Origin of the sequence: Actinomadura hibisca NBRC 15177 (assembly GCF_001552635.1) — a bacterium.
GTDB lineage: Bacteria > Actinomycetota > Actinomycetes > Streptosporangiales > Streptosporangiaceae > Spirillospora > Spirillospora hibisca.
In genome coordinates this window covers 1-23,933 of the sequence record NZ_BCRO01000106.1, presented here as the reverse complement: position 1 = coordinate 23,933, position 23,933 = coordinate 1, and the positions used below count along the sequence as shown (strand labels likewise).

The following is a 23,933-nucleotide window of genomic DNA, read 5'->3' as shown; positions in this document are numbered from 1 at the left end:
TGGGCCGGGACTGCAGTAAATAACGCGTGGTTTCCCAGCCTTCCAGGCCCGGGTCGAGCAGGCGTAGATCGTCTGGTGTGCGCAGGCGGTGCCAGCCGGGGCCCTGCGGGATCAGGCCGGGGCGGGGTGCGGCGGCGCGCAGCCGGGCCAGGGCGTCGGGGGTGTCCAGATCGACGCCGGTCAGCGCCTCGGCCAGCCAGTCCGGCAGCGGCAGGCGTGCGGCGAGCGCGACCAGGCCCGCGCCCTGGTCAGGACCCGTACGGCCGGTGCCCACGGCCTGGCAGGCGGCGGCGGGCGCGCTGCCCAGCGCCCGGAACAGCTTGCCGATCATGAGCGGGGGCAGGTCGGGGGCGTCGCCCGCCAGCAGCGCGGCCTCGGTCGCGCCCAGCGCGTGCAGGCCCGCGAACGCGGCGGCCGGGGTGGCGGCGCGGACGACCGGGGTGCCCGGCCAGGTGACGGCCTCGGCGTCCGGCTGGTGCGGCGGGTGCAGCACCAGGGCGGGGGTGACCAGCTCCAGCCCGGCGGCGACCTCGTAGGTGTCCTCCAGCAGGGCGAGCCGGAACTCCTCGGCGTCGATGCCGGGCGGCGCGGGCGCGGCGGCCCCAGGAATCACCGACAGGACGGCCGCGAACAGCCGCCGGGCGGGGACGCCGGTGCTCACCCGGCGACGCCGTGGCGCAGGCCGTCGGCCAGCTCGTCGTCGCTGTCGTCCAGCGGCAGGTTCGCGGCGGCGGCCACGCCCTCCAGGTAGCCGCGGGCGCGCTCGGCCTTGGGGTAGTGCGCGACCAGCGCCCAGAAGTCGGCGCCGTGCCCGGGGACCAGCAGGTGGGCCAGCTCGTGCACCAGCACGTAGTCCACGACCCAGGCGGGCATGCCGCGCAGCCGGGTGGACAGCCGGATGGTGCCGTCGTCGGGCGTGCACGAGCCCCAGCGGGTGCGCTGGTTGGCGACCCAGCGCACGCTGGACGGCACGGCGCGGCCGCCCAGGTGGCGGCGCGACAACTCCCGGGCGCGCGTCTCCAGGTCGGCGTCGCTGGGGCGGCGGCGACGTTCCCGCTCCTCCAGTCGCCCGAGGAGGGTCGCGATCCACTGCTCCTCCTCGGCCTTGCTGAGCCGGGACGGCAGCATCACCACCACCTTGTCCCCGTCGCGATAGGCGGACACCGTCCGCCGGCGACGGCTGCTGCGGCGGACCTCTACGTTGGGGGGCACGCTTGAAACCGTACCTAAAAATTTGCGTCCGCCACAGGGGGCGATGACCGTTTCTGCAGGTCAGCCCCAATGTTTTTACTCAACGGTCAAGGGATTTCACAAAATGGGCAGACCCTTTTCCCGCAAAGGCCGACAACGGCTGCCGACGCTTCTTTTCGCAATCGGATGGGTACGTACGGTGACAGTCGAATTCGGGGGGCACCGTGAGCAAGCGGAAGAAGAACCGGCAGGCCGCCGAGCAGCAGGTCCTGGAGGGGATGCCGGTCCAGGGCGACGCCCAGGACCGGGCGTCCATGCCCGCGCGCATCGGCGGCGGGGTGGCCGGGGCGGTGGCCGGACGGGTCGCCAGCAAGGCGCTGCGTCCGGCCGCGCGCAAGGTGGCCCGGCGGTACGGGATACCGGCCGAGCCGATCCTGCGAATGGTCGAGGTGGCCGCGCCGGTGGCGCTGTCGATGGTCATGGCGGGCATGTCCAAGCGCAAGGCGCGCAAGCAGGCCGCGCACGGCGCCGCGCCGGGGCCGGTGGAGATGACCGGTCGCTCCGGGAACCTCAGGCACGCCCACATCTGAGGCCACCGGCGGGGCCCGCCCACGCCAGGCAGCAGGAGGCCACCCGCCAGATCGCAGGAACCTGCCAGGTCGCGGGGGCCGTCCGCAAGGTCGCAGGGACCGTTCACAGGGGCGCAGGAACCGTCCGCCAGATCGCAAGGACCGTTCGCGGGAGGCGCGGGAGCCGTTCGCGGGGACGGCTACTCGCCGGTGAACTCCGGGCGGCGCTTCTCGCGCTGCGCCGTGAGGCCCTCCACCATGTCGCGGGAGGCCATCGTGACCGGCTGGGCCAGCGACTCCCAGCGCAGCGCCGACTCCATGTCCCGGTGGCCGCCATTGGCCAGCGCCACCTTGGTCAGCCGGGTGGCGATCGGGGCCTGCGCGGCGATCCGCTCGGCCGTCGCCAGCGCCTCCGCGAGCACCTGCTCGCGCGCCACGGCACCGTTGACCAGGCCGTGCCGCTCGGCCTCGACGCCGGTGAGCACGCGGCCGGTGAACAGCAGCTCGCGGGCCAGCGGCAGCCCGGCGACCTCCGGCAGCAGCCAGGTGGTGGCCATGCCCGGGTGCAGGCCGAGGGCGGTGAACGGCACCGCGAGCTTGGCGTCGGCCGCCGCGTACCGCAGGTCGCAGGCCAGCGCGAGGGCGAGACCGGCGCCGATCGCGTGCCCGTTCACCGCCGCGATCGTCGGCACCTCCAGGTCCCGGATCGCGAGCCAGGTCCGGTAGAACTCCAGCATCCGGTCGCGCAGCGGCGGCACCGCCACGGCGTTGGTGTCGGCCAGCCAGGACAGGTTGCCGCCGGAGGTGAAGGCGGTGCCCGCGCCGGTCACCACCGCGCAGCGCAGCCCGGCGTCGGCGCGCAGCTCCGCGATCGTGGCCTTCCACGCGGCGGTCATGTCGTCCGACATGGCGTTGCGGCGGTCCGGGTCGTTCAGGGTCAGGACGGCGACGCCGTTGGCATGCCGCTCGACGCGCAGGGGCTGAGACATGGCCCGCAACCTATCGCCCCAGGGTGAGAAAGCGCACACTTACCCCATCGCCGCAGGTGGCCGGGTTCCGATCGGACGGGGTGGGGTAACCCTCCCCCGATCGTTGTGGCGGGAACGACCCCCATCACCGACAATGGTCCGCGTGAGCGATCTTCCCCGCCGCGCGGTGACGCGGTCCGCAAAGCTGGCGTCCCTCCCGCTCGGTTTCGCCGGGCGCACCGCACTGGGCGTCGGGAAACGAACCCTCGGCAAGCCCGCCGAGGCCGTGGCCATGGAGATTCAGCAGCGCACCGCCGAGCAGCTGTTCAAGGTGCTGGGCGAGCTCAAGGGCGGCGCGATGAAGCTCGGCCAGATGTTGTCGATCTTCGAGGCGGCGCTGCCGCCGGAGATCGCCGGCCCCTACCGCGCCACCCTGACCAAGCTCCAGGAGGCCGCTCCCCCGCTGCCCGCGAGCGCCGTGCACAAGGTGCTGGCCGAGGCCCTGGGCGCGGACTGGCGGGACCAGTTCGCCGAGTTCGACGACAAGCCCGCGGCGGCGGCGTCGATCGGCCAGGTGCACCGGGCCGTCTGGGCCGACGGCCGCAAGGTCGCCGTCAAGGTCCAGTACCCCGGCGCGGGCAAGGCGCTGATCAGCGACTTCAACCAGCTCGCGCGGCTCGGCAAGCTGTTCGGCGTCCTCATGCCGGGCCTGGACGTGAAGTCCATGCTGGCCGAACTGAAGGAGCGGGTGGTCGAGGAGCTCGACTACACGATCGAGGCCGACTCCCAGACCCGGGTGCGCGCGGCCTACCCCGCCGACGACCCCGACTTCTACATCCCCGAGGTCGTCGCGCAGGCGGGCGACGTGCTGGTCACCGAGTGGATCGACGGCACCCCGCTCTCCAAGATCATCAGCGAGGGCGATCCCGAGACCCGTAACCACGCCGCCCTGCTGTACTGCCGCTTCCTGCTGTCGGGCCCCAAGCGCTCGGGCCTGCTGCACGGCGACCCGCACCCGGGCAACTTCCGCCTGCTGGCGAACGGCCGCCTCGGCGTGCTGGACTTCGGCGCGGTGGACCGCATCCCCGAGGACTTCCAGTACCGGATGGGCCGCCTGCTGCGCATCGGGACGCTGGAGGACATCGACGACGTCGAGCAGGCCCTGCGCGACGAGGAGTTCATCCGCGAGGGCGTCGCGGTGGACGCCGGGTCCCTCCAGGCGTTCCTGGCCCCGATCACCGAGCCGTTCGTCGAGGAGACCTTCAAGTTCAACCGCGAGTGGCTGCGCGACATGGCCGCCCGCGTGACCGACCTGCGCCCGACCAACGTGGTGCGCCAGCTCAACCTGCCGCCGGAGTACGTGATCGTGCACCGGGTGTTGTCGGCGGGCACCGGCGTGTTGTGCCAGCTGGAGTGCGAGATCCCGGCGCGGGCGGAGTCGCTGCGCTGGATCCCGGGCTTCGCCGACGAGGCGGACGACTCCGACCCCGAGCTGGTCACGGGCTGAGAAGGCAGAAAAGAACCCCGCGCACTGATGAGGTGCGCGGGGTTCTTCGTGCGCGCCCGGCGAGGGGGATCGCCGGGGCGCCTCGGCGGCCCGTCCGGGAGGCGCGCCACCCGCCAAACCATCCAAGAAAGAACGGGCGGGCGCCTGCTACCGGGGTGGGCGCTGGCTGCTTATGGGGCGGGACGGGCAGGCCCGGTCAGGGCCCGCCCGCGCCTCACCTGGTGGGGTAACGCTGTTCGGGGACCGGGGCCAGCAGCACGCGGCTGACCCTGGCCGCGCGCGTGCGCGCGTCACGGCGGACGCGGCGCAGGGCGCGGACCCGGGCCGCCTGGCGGGCGACCGGGTCGGAGTCGGGTATTCGGTCGAGGGACGGTTCCTGGCCGAGCAACGTCATCGTGGTCTCCCTGGAGGCCCAGGGGCACGGCCCCACGATGGGGGCCGTGCACACCTGGTCCCTACGGCCGAGGGTCGGAAGGGCGGTCATCCGTGTCTCACACGGCCACTTCGTCCGGGCGCGGGTGCTTGCGCGGACGGCCACGCGGCCGCTTGCGCGCGACGATCTCGCCGCGCACGAACAGCTCGCCGCCCCAGACGCCCCAGGGCTCCTTGCGCTCCAGCGCGCCGGCGAGGCACTGCTTGATGAGCGGGCACTCCAGGCACAGGGCCTTGGCCAGCTCCACGTCGGCGGGCGCCTCGGCGAAGAACAGCTCCGGGTCGGTCCGGCACGGAAGGGTGAGGTCCTCCTCGCTCACGGCGAGAGCCCCCTGCATCTCAGTCACCCTTGTTCCTCTCGTTGGATCTCAACGGGTGTGTCGTGGGTTGTCCGGGCAAATAAGAAGGGCCGCGAATCCGTGTGTCGGATTCGCGGCCCTGGGGCTTGCCGGTGCTGTTCTAGACCGGTCGCCTCCAGGGGTGCGGACCCGACATGCCGCCCTTGACGGACGGCAGGTACACGTCTGCCGTGGCCGGAGCCTGGATTTCCTCGCCGCCCAGGTGGGCGAAGAGGGTCAGGCCCTGCTGGTCCTGGAATCGCTGTTCGTCGCGCAGACCGCGCGGACGCAGGACGGGCCCGGCCGGCAGGCCGTGTCCGAGGCATCCGTGCTCACTGATCTGCTCTGCGCCGCCGCTGCGCGCGGGCGCGCCGCCGGGCTGCCAGCTCGGCGACGGCATGGTGAGGCCACGCTGCGCCCTGGAACCAGGGCGCGCGGCAGTCAGGGACGACCACGATTTCGTCATCACGTTGTTGCTCACCGGACTGCACACCACCTCTCTGGTTCTAGGGGCCCAGCGGCAGGATCACGATCCCGCCGGCCGCGCCGTCTGAATGCTCGCAATGAGCGTACGGGGCCACCCGCAAGATCGGCAAGCTATTTTTTGACCTGCGGTTATGTGGAAGATTTCACGCAAATCCCCGAGAACCCCGGCCGTCCCACCGGCGTCCTAACGGAGAGGGCACAGGTACGCCCCCGCCGCCGTCACTTCGGACGCTCCCCCGGCCCCGCGACCACGCCCGAGACAGGCTTGGCCGTCCAGCCCACGACCGCCCCCTTCGCGTACCGCACCGGGCGCTCGGGATCGTGGTCCCCCTCCACCCCGGGCGCGGGCGGCCTCTCCACGTAGTCGCGGATGAAGATGTGGCGGCCGCCCAGGTACCGGTAGCTCGCCCGGTCGAAGATGATCTCGTGCCGGATCGACTGCCCGTCGGTGAGGGAGAACGCCGGGCCGCGCCGCCCGAGCGCGTCCACCGACTCCGGCAGCACCCGCACGCCCGGCACGTAGGCCAGCGTCCCGTACAACGCCGCCTCCTGCCGGGGCGGCACGTAGTGGGCGCGCAGCACCTGCGCGACCAGCTGGAAGGCCACCTGGTCGCGGCTCGCGGACGCGTCGACGCCGGTGATCGACCTGATCTCGCCGCGCCTCCCCATCGCGATGATCCGGTCCGCCTCGGCGTAGACGCGCTCGCGCATCCCGGCCGGGTCGGCGGGCGCGCCGATCAGGAAGGCGGGCTTGGGCAGCGCGCCGGGGCCGTCGGAGATCGGACCGCCGGGGACGGGCCTCTGCTCGTGGACCCGGCCGTCGTCGCCCACGCGGGCGCGCCGGGTGCCGTCGGCGGTGTACCAGGTCTCGACGGTGGTGCGCTTGGAGCCGGGGCCGATCACCTTGCCGTCGCTCTCGCGGATCGTGTCCTTGACGTAGGTCCAGGTGCCGGGCGTCACCGGCGCGTCGGGGCCCGCCTCGGCGGCGGTACGGGCCCGCCGCGCGATCTGCGCGACCTCCGCCTGCGCGACCGGCAGGCCGGGCAGCACGCCCGGACGGCCCGGCTCGTGGCCGCCGCCCACGTTCTGGGCGACGGTGACGCCCGCGACGAGCGCCGCCGTCAGGCCCGCCACCGCGACGCCCCGCCACAACCACGGCCTCGTTTCCCTGCGGCGGGACGGCCCGGCCGCCTCGGCGCGCAGCCGCCGCCGCGCCTCCCGCGCCGCGTCCGCCCCGATCGCGGGCACCTCGTCACGGAACTCCGCGACCAGCCTCATCTCATCCATGCGTGTTCTCCTCAGGCGCGCCCAGCACGGCGCGCAGCTTGCGGCGGGCCCGGCTGAGCCGGGACCGCACGGTGCCGATCGGGACGTCCAGGGCGTCGGCGACCTCCTGGTAGGACAGGTCGCCCCAGGCCACCAGCAGCAACACGTCGCGGTCGCCGCGGTTCAGCCCGGCCAGGGCGCGCGCGAGGGCCCGCTCGTGCTCCTGCGCGGCGACCCGCCTGACGACCCGTTCGGCCATCGGCTCGGGCAGGGGGTCCACGCCGGTGCGGGCCACCGCGCGCAGGTGGCGGACCTCGGCGCGGCGGTGCCGGGCCACCAGCGTGGTGGCGATCCCGTACAGCCAGGGCCGGGCGTCGGGCCTGGCCGGGTCGTAGACGCGGCGGCGGCGGAACGCCACCAGGAACGTCTCGGCCACCACGTCGTCGGCCGCGTCGGTGCCGATGCGGCGGGCGGCGTAGCGGTGGATCTCGGCGTGGTGGCGCTCGAACAGCGCCGCGAACCGGTCGGGATCGGACAACGACGCCGCGATCAGGTCGGCGTCCACGACGTCGCCGGCGCTCCCGGCGCGCCGTACCGCCATGGTCACCTCGGGTCCTCGGGTGGGATCATCGGTCGCCTCTCTCGGGGGGATCGGTCACCGCGTCCTCTCCCGATGCCGCCGCGCGGGTTCTCGGCCGGAAACGACGAAGGCCGCCCCGGGAACTCCCGGAGCGGCCACGGCGGGTGCTCAGACCAGCGGCGACAACCGCGACGGCAGGGCACCGGCCGAGAAGCGGGTGGCCGACGACGAGTCGGTGTACAGGCAGGTGGCGAGGGCCGGGTAGTGCACCTGGTGGTGCTGGACCTGCAACGTCACCGTCGATCCCGTCAGCGCGAACTCGACCGGGAGCTGCCGGTACATCGCGTCGCAGCCCCAGGGTCGGAGGAAGCGCCCGACGGTGGAGCCGGTGGGCTGGTCCACCACGTCGACGGCGCCCGAGGGCATCATCTCCGTGGTCAGGTGCTCGGCCAGCCGCATCGGCATGGGGAACCGCTGCGGGGCGCCGGGACCGCGCAGCACGACCAGCAGCCAGAGGCCGGTGGCGGTGGTCTGGGCGACCAGGTCGGTCTGGGGCCAGCTTCCGGTGAGGACGCGCAGGGTGGGCCGCACCATGGCGACGGCCGCCTCGCGCTCGGCCGCGAAGGAGAGGACGGCGGTGCGGCCGTTGGCGGTGGGCACCTGGACGCCGTCGTGGGCCCCGGCGCCCCAGCGGAGCCGCTCGTTGGGACGTTCCAACGGCCGCGAGGCGATGTCCCGCGCGGACAGGAGGGCCGCCGCCGCTTCCAGGGCCGAGCGGACCGCGTTCGTTGCGTGCTTCATGGAGATGCTTCCTCCGGAGGGAGAGGGTGGGGAGGGCCGGGCCGTCAGGCGCGGCGGCCCGCTCGGTGCGGCCGTGGCCGTGGCCGGGACCGGGGAGGCGTCGGCGTCATCTCGAACCGGAAGTTCCGCTCCCGGAAGTAGGCCACCGTGCCCGCCACCAGCCCCATCAGGACCAGCCCGCCCAGCGCGCCGACCCCCAGCAGCCTGCCCGACAGCCGGGACTGCCCGGACCGGACCGGCGGCTGGACGTCCATCGCCGCCTTCGGTGCGCTCGGCCGCCGGGGAAGTGCGACCGAGCGGAACGCCGGGCGCGCGCCCCGGTCCACGAGCACCGCGCGGCTCCCGTCCGCCTCGACGCCGAGGACGCCGCCGGTTCCGGGGACCTGGACCACCCGGGCCGACGTGCCGAAGGCCCCGTCGAGGACGCGCAGGTCCGTCAGGGTGCGCAGGAGGAGGCGGCCGTCGGGGGCGAAGGCGGCCGAGCGGACCCCGAACCCCAGCGTCCGCAACCGCGTCAGCTCGTTCATGTCGGGCCCCAGCACGGAGGGCAGCGCGAAGACCGCCGCCGCCCGCGCCGCCCGCGTCACGATGTAGACCCGTCCCTGGCGCGGGTCCGCCAGCAGCGTGCCCCCGCCGTGGCCGCCGTCCGGGTACTGGATCCCGTACTCCCGGGCCACCAGCATCCGGGTCCGCAGGATCATCGGCTCGGCCAGCCGGTACAACGACAACCTGCCGCGCCGTCCCTCCGCCAGGCTCGTGAGGAGCAGGCTCGCCGGGCCCGACCCGTTCCGGACGACCGTCAGCGCGTCCCAGCGGTGCCCGGACGGGACGCCGGTCACCCCGAACATGGCCTGGACCTGCCCGTCGCGGCCGAGCGCGAGCAGGCGGGCCTTTCCTCCGACCTCGCCCACCGTCCACCAGACGTTGGGATGGGCCACCGCAGGAGCCACGGCGCTCACTCCCGTGACCTGCGCGTTCGAGACGCGGAACGCCACCGAGACGGCGGGCGTGGGGGCCGCCGACGCCGACACCGCAGGAAGCGCACTGGCGAACACCAGCGCGGCGCCCGCAACGCAGGCGCCACGGAACACAGTTCTCATACCCGAGCAATCCGTTTCGCGAGGAATGGTGAAACTGTTTCACAAAGCGCCCGGCGCAACCTTAAGAGCTCCTGTAGGCCCCTTTAAGGCTCGCGTTCGCCCTTCGCCGCGAACGGGAACGGCCCCGGAGATTCCCTCCGGGGCCGTCAAAACCGCTGGTCAGGAGTCCGTGACGCGGACCAGGCCCTCCTGCATGACCGAGACGACGAGGTCGCCGTCCTTGGTGAACACCTGGCCGCGCGCCAGGCCACGCGCGCCGCCCGCGAAGGGGGTGTCCTGGTAGTACAGCAGCCAGTCGTCGGCGCGGAACGGCTTGTGGAACCACATCGCGTGGTCGAGGCTCGCGCCCATCGTCCGCTTGTCGCCCCAGGCCAGGCCGTGGTTCAGCAGGACGGTGTCGAGCAGCGTCATGTCCGAGGCGTAGGTCATCAGGCACACGTGCAGCAGCGGGTCGTCGGGCAGCTCGCCGTCCACCTTCAGCCACACCTTCGACTCGGGGGTGGCGAGCGCCGGGTCCTTGGCGGCCTCCCAGGTCAGCGGGGTGGCGTGCCGCACGTCGAAGGGGCGGCGGTTCACGAACTCGGTCGCGAAGCGCTCGCCGAACAGCGGGGTCAGCCGGTCCAGCGCCACCGGCAGCGTCTCGGGGGCGGGCGCCTGCGGCATCGGGGCGTGGTGCGTCGGGCCGTCCTCGGTGATCTGGAACGACGCCGACAGGCTGAAGATCGCCTTGCCGTGCTGGATGGCCAGCACCCGGCGGGTGGTGAAGGACCGGCCGTCGCGCACCCGGTCCACGGTGTAGACGATCGGGACCGACGGATCGCCGGGCCGGATGAAGTAGGCGTGCAGCGAGTGCACGCCCCGGTCGACCGGGACGGTGCGCCCGGCGGCGACCAGCGCCTGCCCGGCCACCTGGCCGCCGAAGACCCGCTGCTGGCGGTCCTCGGGACTGCGCCCCCGGAAGATGTCGTTCTCGATCTGCTCCAGGTCGAGCAGGTCCAGCAGTGCCTTCAGTGACTCCTTCACGCGGATCAGTGTCCCAAACCGTGAGATGTGCTCGCGCTCACACCCCCTGTGACGGCCGTCGCAGCCCGCGCAGAGGCTCCTGGCGTGGTCAGCCGCCGCATAGGGCTAGGACCTGTTCGCCGTACTTGTCGAGCTTCACGCGGCCTATCCCCGCGATCTGCGCCAGCTCCTCCATGCTGCCCGGGTCGCGTTCAGCGATCGCCTGGAGGGTGGCGTCGGTGAACACCACGTAGGCCGGGACCTTCTGCTCTGCTGACACCTCGGTGCGCCAGTCCTGCAGGCGCATCAGCAGGTCCTCGTTCAGGTCGGCGGGGCAGTCGGCGCAGCGGCCCAGCTTGCGTTCGACGGCGGCGGTCAGCGGGCGGCCGCAGATCCGGCACGGTTGCGGGCCCGCCTTGGCCGTGCGGCGCTTGGTGCGGTCGGCGCGGGCCGGGGTGTGGGTGGCGGTCTTGCCGGTGAGGCCGTCCAGGAAGCGGGACGGCTTGCGGAAGCGCGCCCCGCCCGGCGCGCGGGCCAGCGCCCACGACAACGACAGGTGCGCGCGGGCGCGCGTGATGCCCACGTACAGCAGGCGGCGCTCCTCCTCCACCTGCTCGGGCGTCTCGGCGTAGATGATGGGCAGGGTGCCCTCGGCCAGGCCGATCAGGAACACCGCGTCCCACTCCAGGCCCTTGGCCGCGTGCAGGGACGCCAGCGTGACGCCCTCCAGCGGCGGGGCGTGCTGGGCGGCGGCGCGCTCCTCCAGCTCGGCGACGAACTCCGGCAGCCCGGCCTTGGGGTCGTCGGCGGCCATGTCCTCGGCGAGCTGGGCGAGCGCGGCCAGCGACTCCCAGCGGGCCCGCGCCGCGCCCGCGCCCTCGGGCGGCCGGTCGGTGAAGCCCGCGCCCAGCAGCACGTGCCGGACGGTCTGTATCAAGCCCATGCCCTCGGTCTCGGCGTCGCCCCCGGCCCGCGTCGCGCCGCGCAGCCGGATCACCGCCTCGCGCACCTCGGGCCGCTCGAAGAACCGCTCGGCCCCGCGCAGCACGTACGGCACGCCCGCCGCCGCCAGCGCCGCCTCGTAGGTCTCCGACTGGGCGTTGATGCGGAACAGCACCGCGATCTCGCGGGCGGGCACGCCCTCGTCGATCAGCTTGCGGGCGCGCCGCGCGACGTCGTCGGCCTCGGCGACCTCGTCGTCGTACTCGTTGTAGACCGGCTCGGGCCCGTCCTCGCGCTGGGCGACCAGCTCCAGCTTGTGGCGGCGCGCCGACGCGCCGCCTGTTCCCGGGCCCCGCCCTTGCCCGATCACCTGGTTGGCCAGCTGCACGACCTGGGGCGTGGACCGGTAGTCGCGCACCAGCTTCACGACCGTGGCGTCGGGGTGGTCCTGGGTGAAGTCGAGCAGGTAGGAGGGGGTGGCGCCGGTGAAGGAGTAGATCGTCTGGTTGGGGTCGCCGACGACGCACAGCTCTTTGCGGCCGCCCACCCAGGTGTCGAGCAGCAGCTTCTGGAGGGGGTTGACGTCCTGGAACTCGTCGACGACGAAGTAGCGGTACTGGTCGTGGACCTGCCGCGCGACCTCGGGGTGCTCCAGCAGCACCGCGACGGTCAGCTCCAGCATGCCCTCGAAGTCGAGCAGGTTGCGCTCGCGGCGGAGCTGCTCGTACATCGCGTAGACGCGCGCCACGTCCACCACGTCGGCGGGGGCCTTGCGGCTGCTGGAGGCCACGGCCGCCGCGTAGTCCTCGGGGCGGTGCTGGGTGACCTTGGCCCACTCGATCTCGGACGCCACGTCGCGCAGCTCGCTGCGGCCGTAGGACAGCCCGCAGGCGCGGGCGGCGTCGGCCACCAGGCTGATCTTGGACTCGATGATGCGGGGCGGGTCGCCGCCGACCACCCGGGGCCAGAAGTAGGACAGCTGGCGCAGCGCCGCCGCGTGGAAGGTGCGGGCCTGCACGCCGGGCGCGCCGAGCCGGTGCAGCCGGGCGCGCAGCTCCCCGGCCGCGCGCGTGGTGAACGTCACCGCCAGCACCCGCTGCGGCGCGACCGCGCCGGTCAGCGTCGCGTGGGCGATCCGGTGCGTGATCGCCCTGGTCTTGCCCGTGCCCGCGCCGGCCAGCACGCAGACCGGACCGTGCACGGCCTCGGCGACCGCCCGTTGGTCCGGGTCGAGCCCCGCCAGCACCCCCTCAGCGTCCATCGCCCCATCCTGGCACTCCCGGCGCACCGGAACGTCCCGCCCCGCCAACTGTGGATAACCTCTCCCCCGGAATGCCGCGCGGCGGCCGGGCGTTCTCCTGAACGCCCCACTTGACTTTCCTGACCGACCCGACGAGGGAGACGACGCACCGATGGCGACGCCGACCACCGACCAGGCGCCCGGCCACACCGGCCGGCTCACCATGTACACCACGACCTGGTGCGGCTTCTGCCGGCGGCTGAAGAGCCAGCTCGCCCGCGAGGGCATCGAGATGGCCGAGGTGGACATCGAGAAGGTCCCCGAGGCGGCCGACTACGTGATGAGCGTCAACGGCGGCAACCAGACCGTCCCGACCGTGGTCATCGAGACCCCCGACGCGGGCCGGGTCGTGCTCACCAACCCCAGCGCCAAGGAGGTCAAGCGCCTGCTCGGCGCCTGACCCCGACGCCACGACGCCCGCGCACGGAAGGTTCCGTGCGCGGGCGTCGTCGCGTCCCGGGTCGCCGCTCAGACGAACGGCGGCATCTCCGGCAGCGGCCCCCCGTACCAGCGCGTGATCAGCTGCGCCGCGATCGACAGCGGCCCCGGCGCGACGATCTCGCCCCGCTCGATCGCCGCCCGCAGGTCCTCCCGCGAGTACCAGGCCGCGTCCAGGATCTCCACCGGGTCGGGCCGCAACTCCTGCCCGCCCTCGGCCCGCGCGAAGAACCCCACCATCAGGCTCTGCGGCAGCGGCCACGGCTGGCTGCCCAGGTAGCGGACGTCGTGCACGCGGAGGCCGACCTCCTCCAGCACCTCGCGCTCGACGGCCCCCTCCAGTGACTCCCCCGGCTCCACGAACCCGGCCAGGATCGAGCGCCGGTCCTCGGGCCACTGCGGGCCGCGCGCCAGCAGCACGCGGTCGGCGTCGTCGCGCACCAGCATGATCACCGCCGGGTCGACGCGCGGGAACTGCTCGGTGTGCTCGGCCTGGCAGATCCGGGTGTGCCCGGCCGAGGCGAGGTCGGAGCGGGCGCCGCAGCGCGGGCAGAACCGGTGCGTGCGGTGCCAGTGCTCCAGCGCGACGGCGTGCGTCAGCAGGCCCGAGTCGCGGTCGTCCAGCAGCGCGCCGACCCGCCGCAGCCCGGCGGGCTCCGCGCCCTCGACGGCCGGGAGCGGCCCGGCCACCGCGAAGTAGGCCGTGCCGTCGCCGTCCACGCCCAGCAGGTACCGCTCACCGTCAGGAGCCTGCCCCGGCGGGACCAGCGCCAGCGCGGGGACGGCGGAGGCGAACGCCACCAGCGCCCGCCCGTCCTCCACCACCAGCACCCTGGTCCCCGGATCGTTCCACGCCGCCGCGAGCCAGACGTCGTCGCGGCGGCGGTCAGCGACCCGGTCCAGGGTGCCGCGCCCCAGGGCCAGCCATTCGAGGGGGGTTTCGGTCACGGTGGTGATGTCTCCTAGCGCAGCGCTTCGGCGAATTCGTCCCAGAGGTAGGCGGCAGCCTCCGCGCCCTTGAGCAGCAGCGGCATCTCGACCTTCTCGTTGGGCGCGTGGATGCGGTCCTCGTTCAGGCCCACCGCCACGAACACCAGCGGGGCCTCCAGGATGTCGGCGAGGTCGGCCTCGGGGCCGCTGCCGCCCTCGCGGGTGAACAGCACCTCGGTGCCGAACGCCTTCTCCATCGCGGCGCGGGCCGCCTGCACCCCGGCCGAGTCGATGGGCGAGAAGCACGGCCGCACGCCGCCGCCCGGGATCACCACCTCGGCCTCGATCCCCTCGGGGGTGTGCTCGGCGACCCAGGCGCGGAACGCCTCCTGCACCTTGCCGGGCTCCTGGCCCGCCACCAGCCGGAACGACACCTTGGCGTGCGCCTCGCGCGGCACGATCGTCTTGCCGCCGGGGCCGGTGTGCCCGCCCCACATGCCGTTGATCTCGGCGGTGGGACGTGCCCAGATGCGCTCCAGCGTGCTGTACCCGGCCTCGCCGTAGGCGGCGCGGCTGGCCCCGGCGGTCGCCAGCCAGGCGGCCTCGTCGAAGGGCAGCTTGGCGAACAGGGCGCGCTCCTGGTCGGTCAGCGGCACCACGTCGTCGTAGAAGCCGGGCAGCGTGACGCGGCCCTGGTCGTCGTGCAGGGCGGCCATCAGCGCGGCCATCGCGTGCAGCGGGTTGGGCACCGCGCCGCCGAACGAGCCGGAGTGCAGGTCGGTGCCGGGGCCGCGCAGGACGACCTCGGCCTCGGTCAGGCCGCGCATCCCGGTGCACATCGAGGGCACCTCGGCCGACCACATCGTGGTGTCGCTGATGACGATCGCGTCGCAGGCCAGCCGGTCGCGGTGGGCGCGCAGCAGGTCGGCGAAGTGCACCGAGCCCGACTCCTCCTCGCCCTCCACCAGCAGCTTGACGGTCACCGGCGGCGCTCCCGAACCCGCCGCGGCCATCCCGGCGCGCACGCCGAGCGTGTGGAAGAAGATCTGGCCCTTGTCGTCGGAGGTGCCGCGCCCGTAGAGGCTGTCGCCCTTCTCGGTGGGCGTGAACGGGTCGGTGTCCCATTCCGCCAGCGGCTCGACCGGCTGCACGTCGTGGTGCCCGTAGACGACGACCTTCGGCGCGTCCGGGTCGGCGGCGGGCCACTCGGCGAACACCGCCGGGAGGCCCGGCGCGTCGGGGGTGCCGGTCTGCCAGACCTCCACGGTCGGCCAGCCGAGGCCGCGCAGGTATCCGGCCAGCCACTCGGCCGACCGCGCCACGTCGGCGCGGTGCGCGGGGTCGCCGGAGATCGACGGGATCGCCAGCCACTCCTTGAGGTCGGCGAAGAACTGGGCCTCGTTCGCCGCGATATAGGCGGGTACGTCCATTGACATGCTCCTTTGCATGGCGCTCATCTGGCACTTTAGGGGATGGAGCCGAACGGCCTTGGAGGGGTGTTGATCCTGATCGATCCGCCGTTGTGGCCCGCCCGGGGACGGGTGTGGTCGCACATGGTGAGCGATGTGTCCTTCGTCGAGCTGCACACGTTCGCCGCCGACCTGGGGATGCCGCCGCGCGCCTTCGAGCGCGACCACTACGACGTGCCGTCGGAACTGTACGGCGCGGCGGTGGCGCTCGGGGCGCAGGCGGTGGGCTGCCAGGAGCTGCTGGCGCGGCTGACGCGGGCGGGGCTGCGCCGCCGCAAGGTCATCCGGCGTTGAGCAGCAGCAGCTCGGTGCGCAGGTTGGCGCGGGCCTTCTCCTCGTAGCGGGCGCGGGCCTGCGGCGTGTGGAACAGGGCGGGCAGCTCCAGCAGGCCGGTCAGCACCTCGGCGCGCCCGGCCTTGAAGAACTCGTCGGGCACGAACGCGTACTCCTCGCGCACGGCGGCGGCGTAGGCGGCGTAGGCGTCGGGGTCGGAGCCGAGGACGGCCAGGTCGGCGTCGCACAACACCTGCCCGTTGCGGTCGTCGGCGTCGGGGGCGTGCGTCTCGGTGAGCACGATCAGCCGGGCCACCTCGTCCACGGTGGCCTCGGGCAGGTCGGTGTCGGCGAGCATGCGGCGGGCCAGGCGGGCGCTGCGGTCCTCGTTGTCGGCGCGCTGCGGGTCGTAGACCGCGTCGTGGAACCAGGCCGCCAGCCGCACCGCGTCGGGGTCGGCGGCGTGGTCGGCCAGCTCGTCGACCAGGTCGAGGACGGCGGTCAGGTGCGCGCGGGTGTGGTAGCGGCGGTGCTCCTCGCCGTAGCGCGCGTCCAGCTCGGTCCCGATGCGGCGGGCGTGCGGCCCGGCCAAGGCGACCCAACGATCCACGAGATCCATGACCATCATCCTCGCCGATCGCCGGACGCGGGGGGACACGCGGTGCCATCGTTCTTGCGGACAGTCAGCGCCCCCGTCACTATGGTGACCTCGCAAGTTAGGCAAGCCTTACCTCACTTGAAAGGGTGGCCGTGGCCGCCTCCTTCCACCTCGTCGCCGGCAAGACGACCGACTCGGTCACGCACGGCTTCCTGCCCGCCGCCGCCGCGCTGGCGGTCGAACGGGACCTGGAACCGGTGCTGCTCACCGACCGGCCCGCCGAGCACGTCGCACTGTTCGGCGGCCGGGTCGTGGCCTGCGACGTCACTGACTACCGCGCGATCGTCGCCGCGATCGCCGCCGGCCCCGGCGAGCCCGCCGCCGTCTTCTCCAACAGCGACTTCCTCCAGGCCCCCACCGCCCTCGCCGCCGCCTACTTCGGGCTGCCCGGCAAGGACTGGCGCGCGGCCACCCGCACCAAGAACAAGGCGCTGGCGCGGCGGCACCTGGCCGGGCTCGACCCGGTGTTCGCCGCCGACGCCTGGGCCGTGCCGGACGGCGCGCCCTGGCCGCTGGTGCTCAAGCCGCGCGAGGGCGTGGCCAGCGAGGACGTGTTCCTGGTGCGCGACGCCGCCGAGCTGGCGGCCCGCCGCGAGCAGGTCCGGGCGCGGCGGCCCGACCCGCTGATCGCCGAGGAGTACCTCGAAGGCGACCTGCACACCCTGGAGACCCTCGGCGACGGCGACCGCCTCCACGTGCTGGGCTCGTTCCGCACCCGCGTGTCGCCCCCGCCGCACTTCATCGAGGAGCGTCTGGAGTGGGCGCCCCCGCCGCCCGAGACCGACCAGGTCCTCGCGCAGCTCGCCGAACTGGGCGTCGGGTTCGGGGCCTGCCACACCGAGTTCGTCGTGCACGCGGGGCGGGCGCGGATCATCGAGGTCAACTACCGGCTGATCGGCGACCACTGCGACTTCCTGCTGGCCGACCTGCTGGAGATCCCGCTGTTCGAGCGCGTCCTGCGCGTGCACCTGGGCGAGCCGCTGCCGCCGCCCCCGCCGCGCACCGGCCGGTACGCGGTCGCCGACACCGTCCGCGCCGGGCGCGGCGGCACGCTCACCGCGGCCCCCGAGGTCACCGAGACCGTCGACGGCCGGGTGCGGCTCGCCTATCGGCCGCAGCGCGCGATCGGGGATAGCTTTGCACTGACCCACACCAACCGGGACTACCTCGGCACGATCCGGGCCATCGGCCCGTCGCGCGACGAGGTCGAGTCCGCCGTCGCCCGCTTCCGGGCCGCGCACATCTGGACGGTCGCATGAACTGCTCGGTCGAGGGGGCCCTGGCCGCGCGCATCCTGGACACGCTGCTCCGCGAGGACTACGGCGGCCTGAGCAAGTACGTCGATCCGTACCGGCGGACGCTGGAGGTCCCCGGCATCGTGCGGGCGAAGTTGCGCGGTCCCAGCGACCCGCCCGCGGGCGGCCTGTACCCGGGGTTCCTCAGCTACCTGGTGGTGGACGCCGAGCAGCGGTTGTGGCTCGGCGACGTGCTCGCGGTGGTGCGGCGGCTGGCGCATCCGGGCGACGACGTGGCGGCGTTCGAGCAGGAGTGCCGCGAGGCGCTCACCACCGTGCGGCTGCACGAGGAGACCCGCCCGGTGGTGCTGGACCGCCTCGCCGAGGTGCCCGACGGCCTGCGCCGTGGGCCGGGCACCTTCTACGAGACGCTGGCCGCCTACCGCGACCACCCGGTGCACCCGGCGGGCCGCGCCCGGCTCGGCCTCAGCCCCAACGACCTGCGCCGCTACGCGCCGGAGTTCGACCCGGCGTTCACGATGTCGTGGGTCGCGGTGCCGCAGGGACGCGTCACCGCGGCGGGCGAGCGGCCCGACTGGTGGCCCGGTCCGCAGGACGTGGGGCTGGAGGCGGCGCTCGCCGCCACCCACGACCTGCTGCCGGTGCACCCGCTGACCGAGCCGCTGCTGCGCGACGAGCCGGGCCTGGTCCCGGGGCGGCGGCCCTACCTCCAGGTGATGCCGACGTTGTCGATGCGGACGGTCACCGTCGAGCCGCTGGAGCACCTGAAGATCCCGATGCCGACCAGCACGCTGGGCCTGCGCAACCGCCGCACCATCGTGCCGGGCACGCTGCCCGACGGCGCGCGCGCCGAACGTATCCTGCGCCGCGTCCTCGCGCGCGAGCCGTGGCTGCCGGTGCTGCTGGCCGACGAGCAGACCTACGGGCACGCCGAGTCGCCGCTGCTGGGCTACCTGGTGCGGCGCTTCCCCGCCGAGACCGCGCGGGCGCATGTGGTGCCGGTCGCGGCGCTGCTGGCCGACTCGCCGGACGGCGGCGCGGTCGTGCAGCGGTGGAACGTGACCGAGCTGTTCGGTTCCTACCTGGACGTGCTGCTGTCGTGGAACGTCGCGCTGTTCCGGCACGGCATCGCGCTGGAGGCCCACCAGCAGAACATCTCCCTGGTCATGAACGACACCGGGCCGCCCAAGCTGCTGCTGAAGGACAACGACGGGATGTTGCTGGACCCGCACGGCCGCGCCGCCCGGTACGAGCCGCGCACCGCCTTCCACGACCGGCGCATGTCCGCCGGCGACCCCGAGGCGCTGGCCCGCGTGTTCGTGACGATCACCCTGCACCTGTGCGCGGCGGCGCTGGCGTTCGGGCTGGCCGAGCGCGGGCTGCTGCCGCTGGGCACCGGCCTGACGATGATCCGCGACCGGCTGGACGCCTGCCTGGGCCCCGACGACCGGCTGCTGCGCGCCCGCACGCTGGACGCGCCCGCGCTGCCCGCCAAGGCGATGGTCACCGCCGGGACGCTGGTCGACAAGGCGCGCACCGGCGCCGCCGACATCAACAAGGCCTACGGCCCGCTCGGCCCCAACTACCTCCGGGATGCATCGTGCTACTGACCGGCCGCGCCCCCGGTGCCGGACCCGCTCCCCAGACCGTCCCCGACGCCGGCACCGCCACCGCCACCGCGCTGCTGAACTGCCTGGTCCGCGAGGTCGCCGCGCCCGACCGCCAGGTGCGGGCGGAGGGCGCGCACCTGACGGTCCGGCTGCCGCGCGTCGGCGTCGAGCTGCGGACGGGCCTCGCCCGGCCCCCGGCGGGCCCGGCGCACCGGCTGGTGCCGCCGTACGAGGAGCGGCGCGGCGCCCGGTGGATCCCGGCGGACTGGCGGCGGCTGGCCGACCTGATATCCGGCGAACTGGAGCTGGCGACCGGGCACGCCAACCCCGAGTTCCTGCCGCAGGTCCGCGACAGCCACACGGCGCTGACGGCGATCCTGGCGGCGCGCGAGCAGCGCCCGGCCGACGCGGACGTGTTCCTGGAGTCGGAGCAGTCGCTGATCGCCGGGCACCGCTTCCACCCCTCGCCCAAGTCGCGGCAGGGCGACCCGGCCGACTGGCTGCCCTACGCGCCCGAGGCCCGCACCCGGTTCCGGCCGCACTGGCTGGCGGTGCGCGAGGACGTGCTGGTGGAGGCGGGCGACCGGGCCGCGTTCGCGGCGCTGGAGGCGCTGGGCCCCGACGCCCCGGCGGGCTACCGGCTGCTGCCCGCCCATCCCTGGCAACTCTCGCTGCTGTCCGGGCGCACCGCGTTGCAGCGGGCCGAGCGGGCCGGGCTGGTCCGCGACCTGGGCGAGGGCGGGCCGGAGGCGGCCCCGACGTCGTCGATCCGCACCGCCTACCTGCCCGACGCCGACACCTTCTGCAAGTTCAGCCTGGACGTGCGCATCACCAACTGCGTCCGCAAGAACGCCTGGTACGAGCTGGAGGGCGCGGTCGCGCTCAACGAGCTGCTGCGGCCGGTGTTCGCCGCGCTGGGCGTGCGGTTCGACGGGTGCGTGCTGCTGGCCGAGCCCGCCTACCGGAGCGTCGCGCTGGCCGACCGTCGCCTGTACGAGGGGCTGGGCGTGATCCTGCGGCAGGGCGTACGGAACCTGGCGGGCACGCCGCTGCTGGCGGGCGCGCTGACCGACCCGTACGGCACGTTCCTGCGGCGGCTGCCGGTGCTGTCGTGCGCTGAAGGCGCGCTGGCGTGGTGGGACGCCTACGTGCGGCGCGTGGTGCGGCCGGTGCTGCACGCGTTCCTGTCCTACGGCGTGGTCCTCGAACCGCACCTACAGAACGTGCTGATCGTGCTGGACGACGACGGAATGCCGGTGCAGACCGCCTTCCGCGACCTTGAGGGCACCAAGCTGGTCGCGGACCGGTGGGCGGAGGAGCTGGCGGGTCTGCCCGCGCGCGTGCGCGAGGGACTGAGCTACGACTCGGCGCGCGGCTGGAACCGCGTCGTGTACTGCCTGCTGGTGAACCACCTGGCGGAAGTGGCCGCCGCGCTAGCGGACCTGTACCCGGAGCTGGAGACGCACCTGTGGCGGGTGACGCGCGCGCACGTGGAGGACTGCGCCGACCGTGACCATCCCGAGCTGCGCGCGTTGCTGGCGGGCGTCCCGCTGCCCGCCAAGGCGAACCTCCGAGCCCGCTGGGCGCGTACCGCAGATCGCGGCGCGACCTACGTGCCGGCCCCCAACCCCCTCGCCTGACAGGACACGCCATGCACCTCCCCCACCGGGTGCGGTCCTACATCCGTTCCCTGGACCGTTTCCCCGCCTACGTCTACGACCTGCCGGGCCTGACCGCGCACGCGCGCGCGATACGGACGGCGCTCACCACCCCCGAACTGTTCTACGCCGCCAAGGCGAACCCGGACGCCGAGATCCTGCGCACGCTCGCGCCGTTTGTGGACGGGTTCGAGGTGTCGTCGGGCGGCGAGCTGGCGCACGTGCGCGCGGCCGTCCCTAACGCGCGCCTGGCGTTCGGCGGGCCCGGCAAAACCGACGAAGAACTGGCCCTGGCGCTAGACCTGAACGTGGACCGCGTCCATGTAGAAAGCCCCTACGAACTGACGCGCCTGACCGGACTGTGCGGGCGGCCGGTGGACGTGCTGCTGCGCGCCAACCTGCCGTTCCAGCCGCCGGGGGCGGTGTTGTCGATGAGCGGACCGTTCGGGATGGACGAGGACGCGCTCGCGGACTGCGTCGCGCTGCTGGCCGACCACCCTGACCTGCGGCTGCGCGGCGTCCACGCGCACCTGGCGTCGGGCCTGGACGCCCCGGCGATGCTCGACCTGGCCAAGCAGATCACCGGCTGGGCGCTGCCCTGGCTGGAGGCCAACGGCGTCACCGACCCCGAGATCAACATCGGCGGCGGGATGGCGGTGGACTACGCCGATCCGGAGGCGCGCTTCGACTGGGCGGCCTACGACGCGGGGCTGCCGTCCGGCGTGCGGCTGCGGGTGGAGCCGGGCCGCGCGATCACCGCGTACCACGGCTGGTACGTCACGGACGTGCTGGAGGTGAAGACGACGCGCGGCGAGACGTACGCGATCCTGCGCGGCGGCACCCACCACCTGCGGACTCCGGCGGCGAAGGGGCACGACCAGCCGTTCGCGGTGGTGGACGAGCGGGAGGGCGGGCTCCGGCCCGTCACGCTGGTGGGGCAGTTGTGCACGCCGAAGGACGTGCTGGCCGCGCGCGTCCCGGCCCCGCGCCTCGCGCCGGGCGACGTGGTGGCGTTCGGGATGGCGGGCGCGTACGCGTGGAACATCTCCCACCACGATTTCCTGATGCACCCCGCGCCCGCCTTCCACCACCTGCGCTGAGCTCGCGGGTGGTGTGGAACGGCTCACAAGTCGATCACGCACTGTTCCGGGATGTCGCTATTGCACTACATATCTAACTGAAAGCCGGGTATGCCCCTGACCCGTCCCCCAGGCAAGGAGAGCTCCAGTGCTGCTCGACCGGGTCCGAACGTTGGCGAGCCAGGGAGCGCGGGCGACCCGCGCCGTCCGCGACGTCGGGGTACTGCGCCCGGTGAGGCCGGACCGACTGGCGCGGCTGCCGCTCCAGTACCTGCGGTTCGGCCCCGTCCCGGCGACGGTGGGGGCGATGGCGGCGCTGCGCTTCCCCGACCGGACCGCCCTCATCGACGAGCGCGGCTCGCTGACGTACGCGGAGCTGGAGGAGCGGGCCGCCGCCCTGGCCGCCGCGCTGCGGGAGCGGGTCGGCGACGAGGGGCGCGTGGGGGTGTTGTGCCGCAACCACCGGGGGTTCGTGGAGGCGGTGCTGGCGGCGTCGCGACTGGGCAACGACGTGGTGCTGCTCAACACGGACTTCTCGGGCGCGCAGCTGGGCCAGGTGGCGGAGCGGGAGGGCGTGGAGCTGCTGCTCCACGACCAGGAGTTCGATGAGGTGGTGGAAGACTCCTCGTTCGAGGGGAGCCGGGTGCACTCCTGGCGCGACGACGAGGACGGCGGGGACGGGAAGGGCGTCAAGGACGGCGGTGGGATCGAGACGGCGGAGGAGCTGATCGCCGCGCACGAGCCCGCGCCGTGCAAGCCGTCGTCGCCCAGCAAGGTCATCATCATGACGTCGGGGACGACGGGCACGCCGAAGGGGGCGCGGCACGACATCTCGGCGGCGGCGCTGCTCCCGGCGGCGCTCAGCCACCTGATGCGCGTGCCGGTGCGCTCGGGCGCGCCGGTCGTGATCGCGCCGCCGCTGTTCCACGTGCTGGGCTTCGCGTACCTGTCGGTGGGCCTGGGCCTGGGGATGCCGCTGGTGCTGTCGCGTCGCTTCGACCCGGCCAAGACGCGCGAGGCGATCGTGGAGCACGGGGCGGAGACGCTGATCGCGGTGCCGGTGATGCTCCAACGGCTACTGGACGCGGACGGCCCGCAGCCGGACTCGTTGCGGGTGGTGGTGGTCGGGGGTTCGGCGCTGCACCCGCACCTGTCGGAGAAGTTCATGGACGCGTTCGGCGAGGTGCTGCACAACGTCTACGGGGCGACGGAGACGGGCTGGGCGACGATCTCGACGCCCGAGGATTTGCGCGCCGCGCCGGGCACGGTGGGCAAGCCGTCCTTCCGGCTGACCATCAAGATCCTGGACGAGGACGGCCACGAACTGCCGTCGGGCGAGACGGGCGAGATCTACACGGGCGGGGGCCTGAAGTTCGCGGGCTACACGGGCGGCGGCTCGAAGGAGGTCCGGGACGGCCTGACGTCGACGGGCGACCTGGGGCACTTCGACGAGGCCGGACGGCTGTTCATCGACGGGCGGGCGGACGACATGATCGTGTCGGGTGGGGAGAACGTGTTCCCGGGGGAGGTGGAGGACCTGCTCGGCGGCCATGAGGGCGTGGCGGAGGCGAGCGTGACGGGGGTGGAGGACGAGAAGTTCGGGCAACGGCTGGCGGCTTATGTGGTGCGGGCTGACGGGTCGGAGGTGAGCGAGGAGGAGTTGAAGGCGTACGTGAAGCGGAAGCTGGCTCGGTACAAGGTGCCGCGGGAGATCACTTTCGTGGAGGAGCTGCCGCGGACGAGTACGGGGAAGGTGCGGGCTAAGGCGCTGAAGGAGGGGTAGGGGCGGGTTCGTCTCCGTCTCGACCGAATACTTCGGTTCCGGGTTCTGCGCGTTCGGCTGCTTCGTCCTCGCGTTTCGCGTCCGGGTGATGGCCTCGGCTGGCGTTTCGCGCCCTGCACCCGAGCAACAACCGCAACCCCGCGCCCCGCACTCGACCAACTGCCCCAGCCCCGCACCCGGCACCATCACGCTGGCCTCAGCCACCGGGGACGGGGGTGCAGGGGGCAGAGCCCCTTGCCGGGGGCGCGGGGGCAGAGCCCCCGCCTCATTCAGCAAACACAGCAGGCGCTCCGCGCC

The 23,933-nt window shown here is 73.6% G+C and carries 24 protein-coding genes; 9 read left to right on the top strand and 15 right to left on the bottom strand.

Annotation, left to right across the window (positions count from 1 at the left end):
* The coding region (locus tag AH6_RS44395) for a hypothetical protein (RefSeq protein WP_067489869.1) at positions 1-661 on the bottom strand (661 nt) is incomplete at its 3' end.
* Positions 658-1,212, bottom strand: coding sequence for a M48 metallopeptidase family protein (locus tag AH6_RS37025; RefSeq protein WP_245679633.1), 555 nt, complete (start codon positions 1,210-1,212; stop codon positions 658-660). The genes AH6_RS44395 and AH6_RS37025, both read right to left, overlap by 4 nt.
* 203 nt (positions 1,213-1,415) lie before the next feature.
* Between AH6_RS37025 and AH6_RS37020 the strand changes: the two genes are divergently transcribed.
* Positions 1,416-1,781 (top strand): hypothetical protein, encoded by a 366-nt coding sequence (locus tag AH6_RS37020; RefSeq protein WP_067489863.1) that lies wholly within the window; start codon positions 1,416-1,418, stop codon positions 1,779-1,781.
* Between the two features lie 179 nt (positions 1,782-1,960).
* Here the strand turns inward: AH6_RS37020 and AH6_RS37015 are convergent, their stop codons facing one another.
* Positions 1,961-2,749: an enoyl-CoA hydratase/isomerase family protein gene (locus AH6_RS37015; RefSeq protein ID WP_067489862.1), complete on the bottom strand. Its 789-nt coding sequence runs from the start codon at positions 2,747-2,749 to the stop codon at positions 1,961-1,963.
* A 142-nt stretch (positions 2,750-2,891) separates the two neighbouring features.
* On the opposite strand from AH6_RS37015, the gene AH6_RS37010 reads away from it, so the two are divergent.
* A complete protein-coding gene (locus tag AH6_RS37010) occupies positions 2,892-4,235 on the top strand; it encodes an ABC1 kinase family protein (protein WP_067489884.1) in 1,344 nt (447 codons plus the stop codon).
* A 214-nt stretch (positions 4,236-4,449) separates the two neighbouring features.
* Here the strand turns inward: AH6_RS37010 and AH6_RS37005 are convergent, their stop codons facing one another.
* The 9 genes from AH6_RS37005 to AH6_RS36965 all read right to left on the bottom strand — a co-directional run bounded on the left by AH6_RS37005 (position 4,450) and on the right by AH6_RS36965 (position 12,443).
* Positions 4,450-4,719, bottom strand: a complete 270-nt coding sequence (locus tag AH6_RS37005; protein WP_067489859.1) for a hypothetical protein — start codon at positions 4,717-4,719, stop codon at positions 4,450-4,452.
* Between the two features lie 7 nt (positions 4,720-4,726).
* Positions 4,727-5,005, bottom strand: coding sequence for a WhiB family transcriptional regulator (locus AH6_RS37000; protein WP_067489856.1), 279 nt, complete (start codon positions 5,003-5,005; stop codon positions 4,727-4,729).
* A 121-nt stretch (positions 5,006-5,126) separates the two neighbouring features.
* Positions 5,127-5,486 carry a hypothetical protein gene (locus AH6_RS36995; protein WP_157431947.1) on the bottom strand — a complete coding sequence of 120 codons (360 nt, stop codon included), beginning with the start codon at positions 5,484-5,486 and terminating at the stop codon, positions 5,127-5,129.
* Positions 5,487-5,710: 224 nt separating this feature from the next.
* On the bottom strand, positions 5,711-6,778 hold the full coding sequence (locus tag AH6_RS36990; RefSeq protein WP_157431946.1) for a CU044_5270 family protein: 1,068 nt from the start codon (positions 6,776-6,778) through the stop codon (positions 5,711-5,713).
* Positions 6,771-7,358 carry an RNA polymerase sigma factor gene (locus AH6_RS36985; protein ID WP_067489881.1) on the bottom strand — a complete coding sequence of 196 codons (588 nt, stop codon included), beginning with the start codon at positions 7,356-7,358 and terminating at the stop codon, positions 6,771-6,773. Before AH6_RS36985 ends, AH6_RS36990 begins: the two co-directional genes overlap by 8 nt.
* Before the next feature lie 147 nt (positions 7,359-7,505).
* Entirely contained in the window at positions 7,506-8,138 is a 633-nt protein-coding gene (locus AH6_RS36980) for a hypothetical protein (protein WP_067489847.1), read from the bottom strand.
* Between the two features lie 44 nt (positions 8,139-8,182).
* The gene (locus tag AH6_RS36975) at positions 8,183-9,238 is read right to left on the bottom strand and encodes a hypothetical protein (RefSeq protein ID WP_157431945.1); all 1,056 of its coding nucleotides are present in this window, start codon (positions 9,236-9,238) and stop codon (positions 8,183-8,185) included.
* A 159-nt stretch (positions 9,239-9,397) separates the two neighbouring features.
* Complete coding sequence (gene tesB / locus AH6_RS36970) at positions 9,398-10,261, bottom strand: acyl-CoA thioesterase II (protein ID WP_067489842.1); 864 nt, start codon at positions 10,259-10,261, stop codon at positions 9,398-9,400.
* Between the two features lie 88 nt (positions 10,262-10,349).
* A complete protein-coding gene (locus AH6_RS36965; RefSeq protein WP_067489839.1) occupies positions 10,350-12,443 on the bottom strand; it encodes an ATP-dependent DNA helicase UvrD2 in 2,094 nt (697 codons plus the stop codon).
* Between the two features lie 151 nt (positions 12,444-12,594).
* On the opposite strand from AH6_RS36965, the gene AH6_RS36960 reads away from it, so the two are divergent.
* Positions 12,595-12,882, top strand: a complete 288-nt coding sequence (locus AH6_RS36960; protein ID WP_067489836.1) for a glutaredoxin domain-containing protein — start codon at positions 12,595-12,597, stop codon at positions 12,880-12,882.
* 68 nt (positions 12,883-12,950) lie between these two features.
* Here AH6_RS36960 and nudC read toward each other — a convergent pair whose 3' ends face one another.
* Entirely contained in the window at positions 12,951-13,868 is a 918-nt protein-coding gene (gene nudC, locus AH6_RS36955; protein WP_067489833.1) for an NAD(+) diphosphatase, read from the bottom strand.
* A gap of 14 nt (positions 13,869-13,882) precedes the next feature.
* On the bottom strand, positions 13,883-15,280 hold the full coding sequence (locus AH6_RS36950; RefSeq protein WP_067489830.1) for a dipeptidase: 1,398 nt from the start codon (positions 15,278-15,280) through the stop codon (positions 13,883-13,885).
* 66 nt (positions 15,281-15,346) lie between these two features.
* Between AH6_RS36950 and AH6_RS36945 the strand changes: the two genes are divergently transcribed.
* On the top strand, positions 15,347-15,613 hold the full coding sequence (locus AH6_RS36945) for a DUF4031 domain-containing protein (RefSeq protein ID WP_067489827.1): 267 nt from the start codon (positions 15,347-15,349) through the stop codon (positions 15,611-15,613).
* Here the strand turns inward: AH6_RS36945 and AH6_RS36940 are convergent.
* Complete coding sequence (locus AH6_RS36940) at positions 15,600-16,211, bottom strand: HD domain-containing protein (RefSeq protein WP_067489824.1); 612 nt, start codon at positions 16,209-16,211, stop codon at positions 15,600-15,602. The two genes, AH6_RS36945 and AH6_RS36940, sit on opposite strands and share 14 nt — an antisense overlap.
* 131 nt (positions 16,212-16,342) lie before the next feature.
* Between AH6_RS36940 and AH6_RS36935 the strand changes: the two genes are divergently transcribed.
* From AH6_RS36935 to AH6_RS36915, 5 genes are all read left to right on the top strand, one after another.
* A complete protein-coding gene (locus tag AH6_RS36935) occupies positions 16,343-17,509 on the top strand; it encodes an ATP-grasp domain-containing protein (RefSeq protein ID WP_067489878.1) in 1,167 nt (388 codons plus the stop codon).
* Positions 17,506-19,116, top strand: a complete 1,611-nt coding sequence (locus AH6_RS36930) for an IucA/IucC family protein (protein ID WP_067489821.1) — start codon at positions 17,506-17,508, stop codon at positions 19,114-19,116. The genes AH6_RS36935 and AH6_RS36930 overlap by 4 nt, the downstream gene beginning before the upstream one ends.
* Positions 19,107-20,756: an IucA/IucC family protein gene (locus tag AH6_RS36925; RefSeq protein WP_245679632.1), complete on the top strand. Its 1,650-nt coding sequence runs from the start codon at positions 19,107-19,109 to the stop codon at positions 20,754-20,756. Before AH6_RS36930 ends, AH6_RS36925 begins: the two co-directional genes overlap by 10 nt.
* Before the next feature lie 11 nt (positions 20,757-20,767).
* Positions 20,768-21,874, top strand: coding sequence for a type III PLP-dependent enzyme (locus AH6_RS36920; protein ID WP_067489818.1), 1,107 nt, complete (start codon positions 20,768-20,770; stop codon positions 21,872-21,874).
* 127 nt (positions 21,875-22,001) lie between these two features.
* Positions 22,002-23,636: an AMP-binding protein gene (locus AH6_RS36915; RefSeq protein ID WP_245679631.1), complete on the top strand. Its 1,635-nt coding sequence runs from the start codon at positions 22,002-22,004 to the stop codon at positions 23,634-23,636.
* Positions 23,637-23,933: the final 297 nt, after the last annotated feature.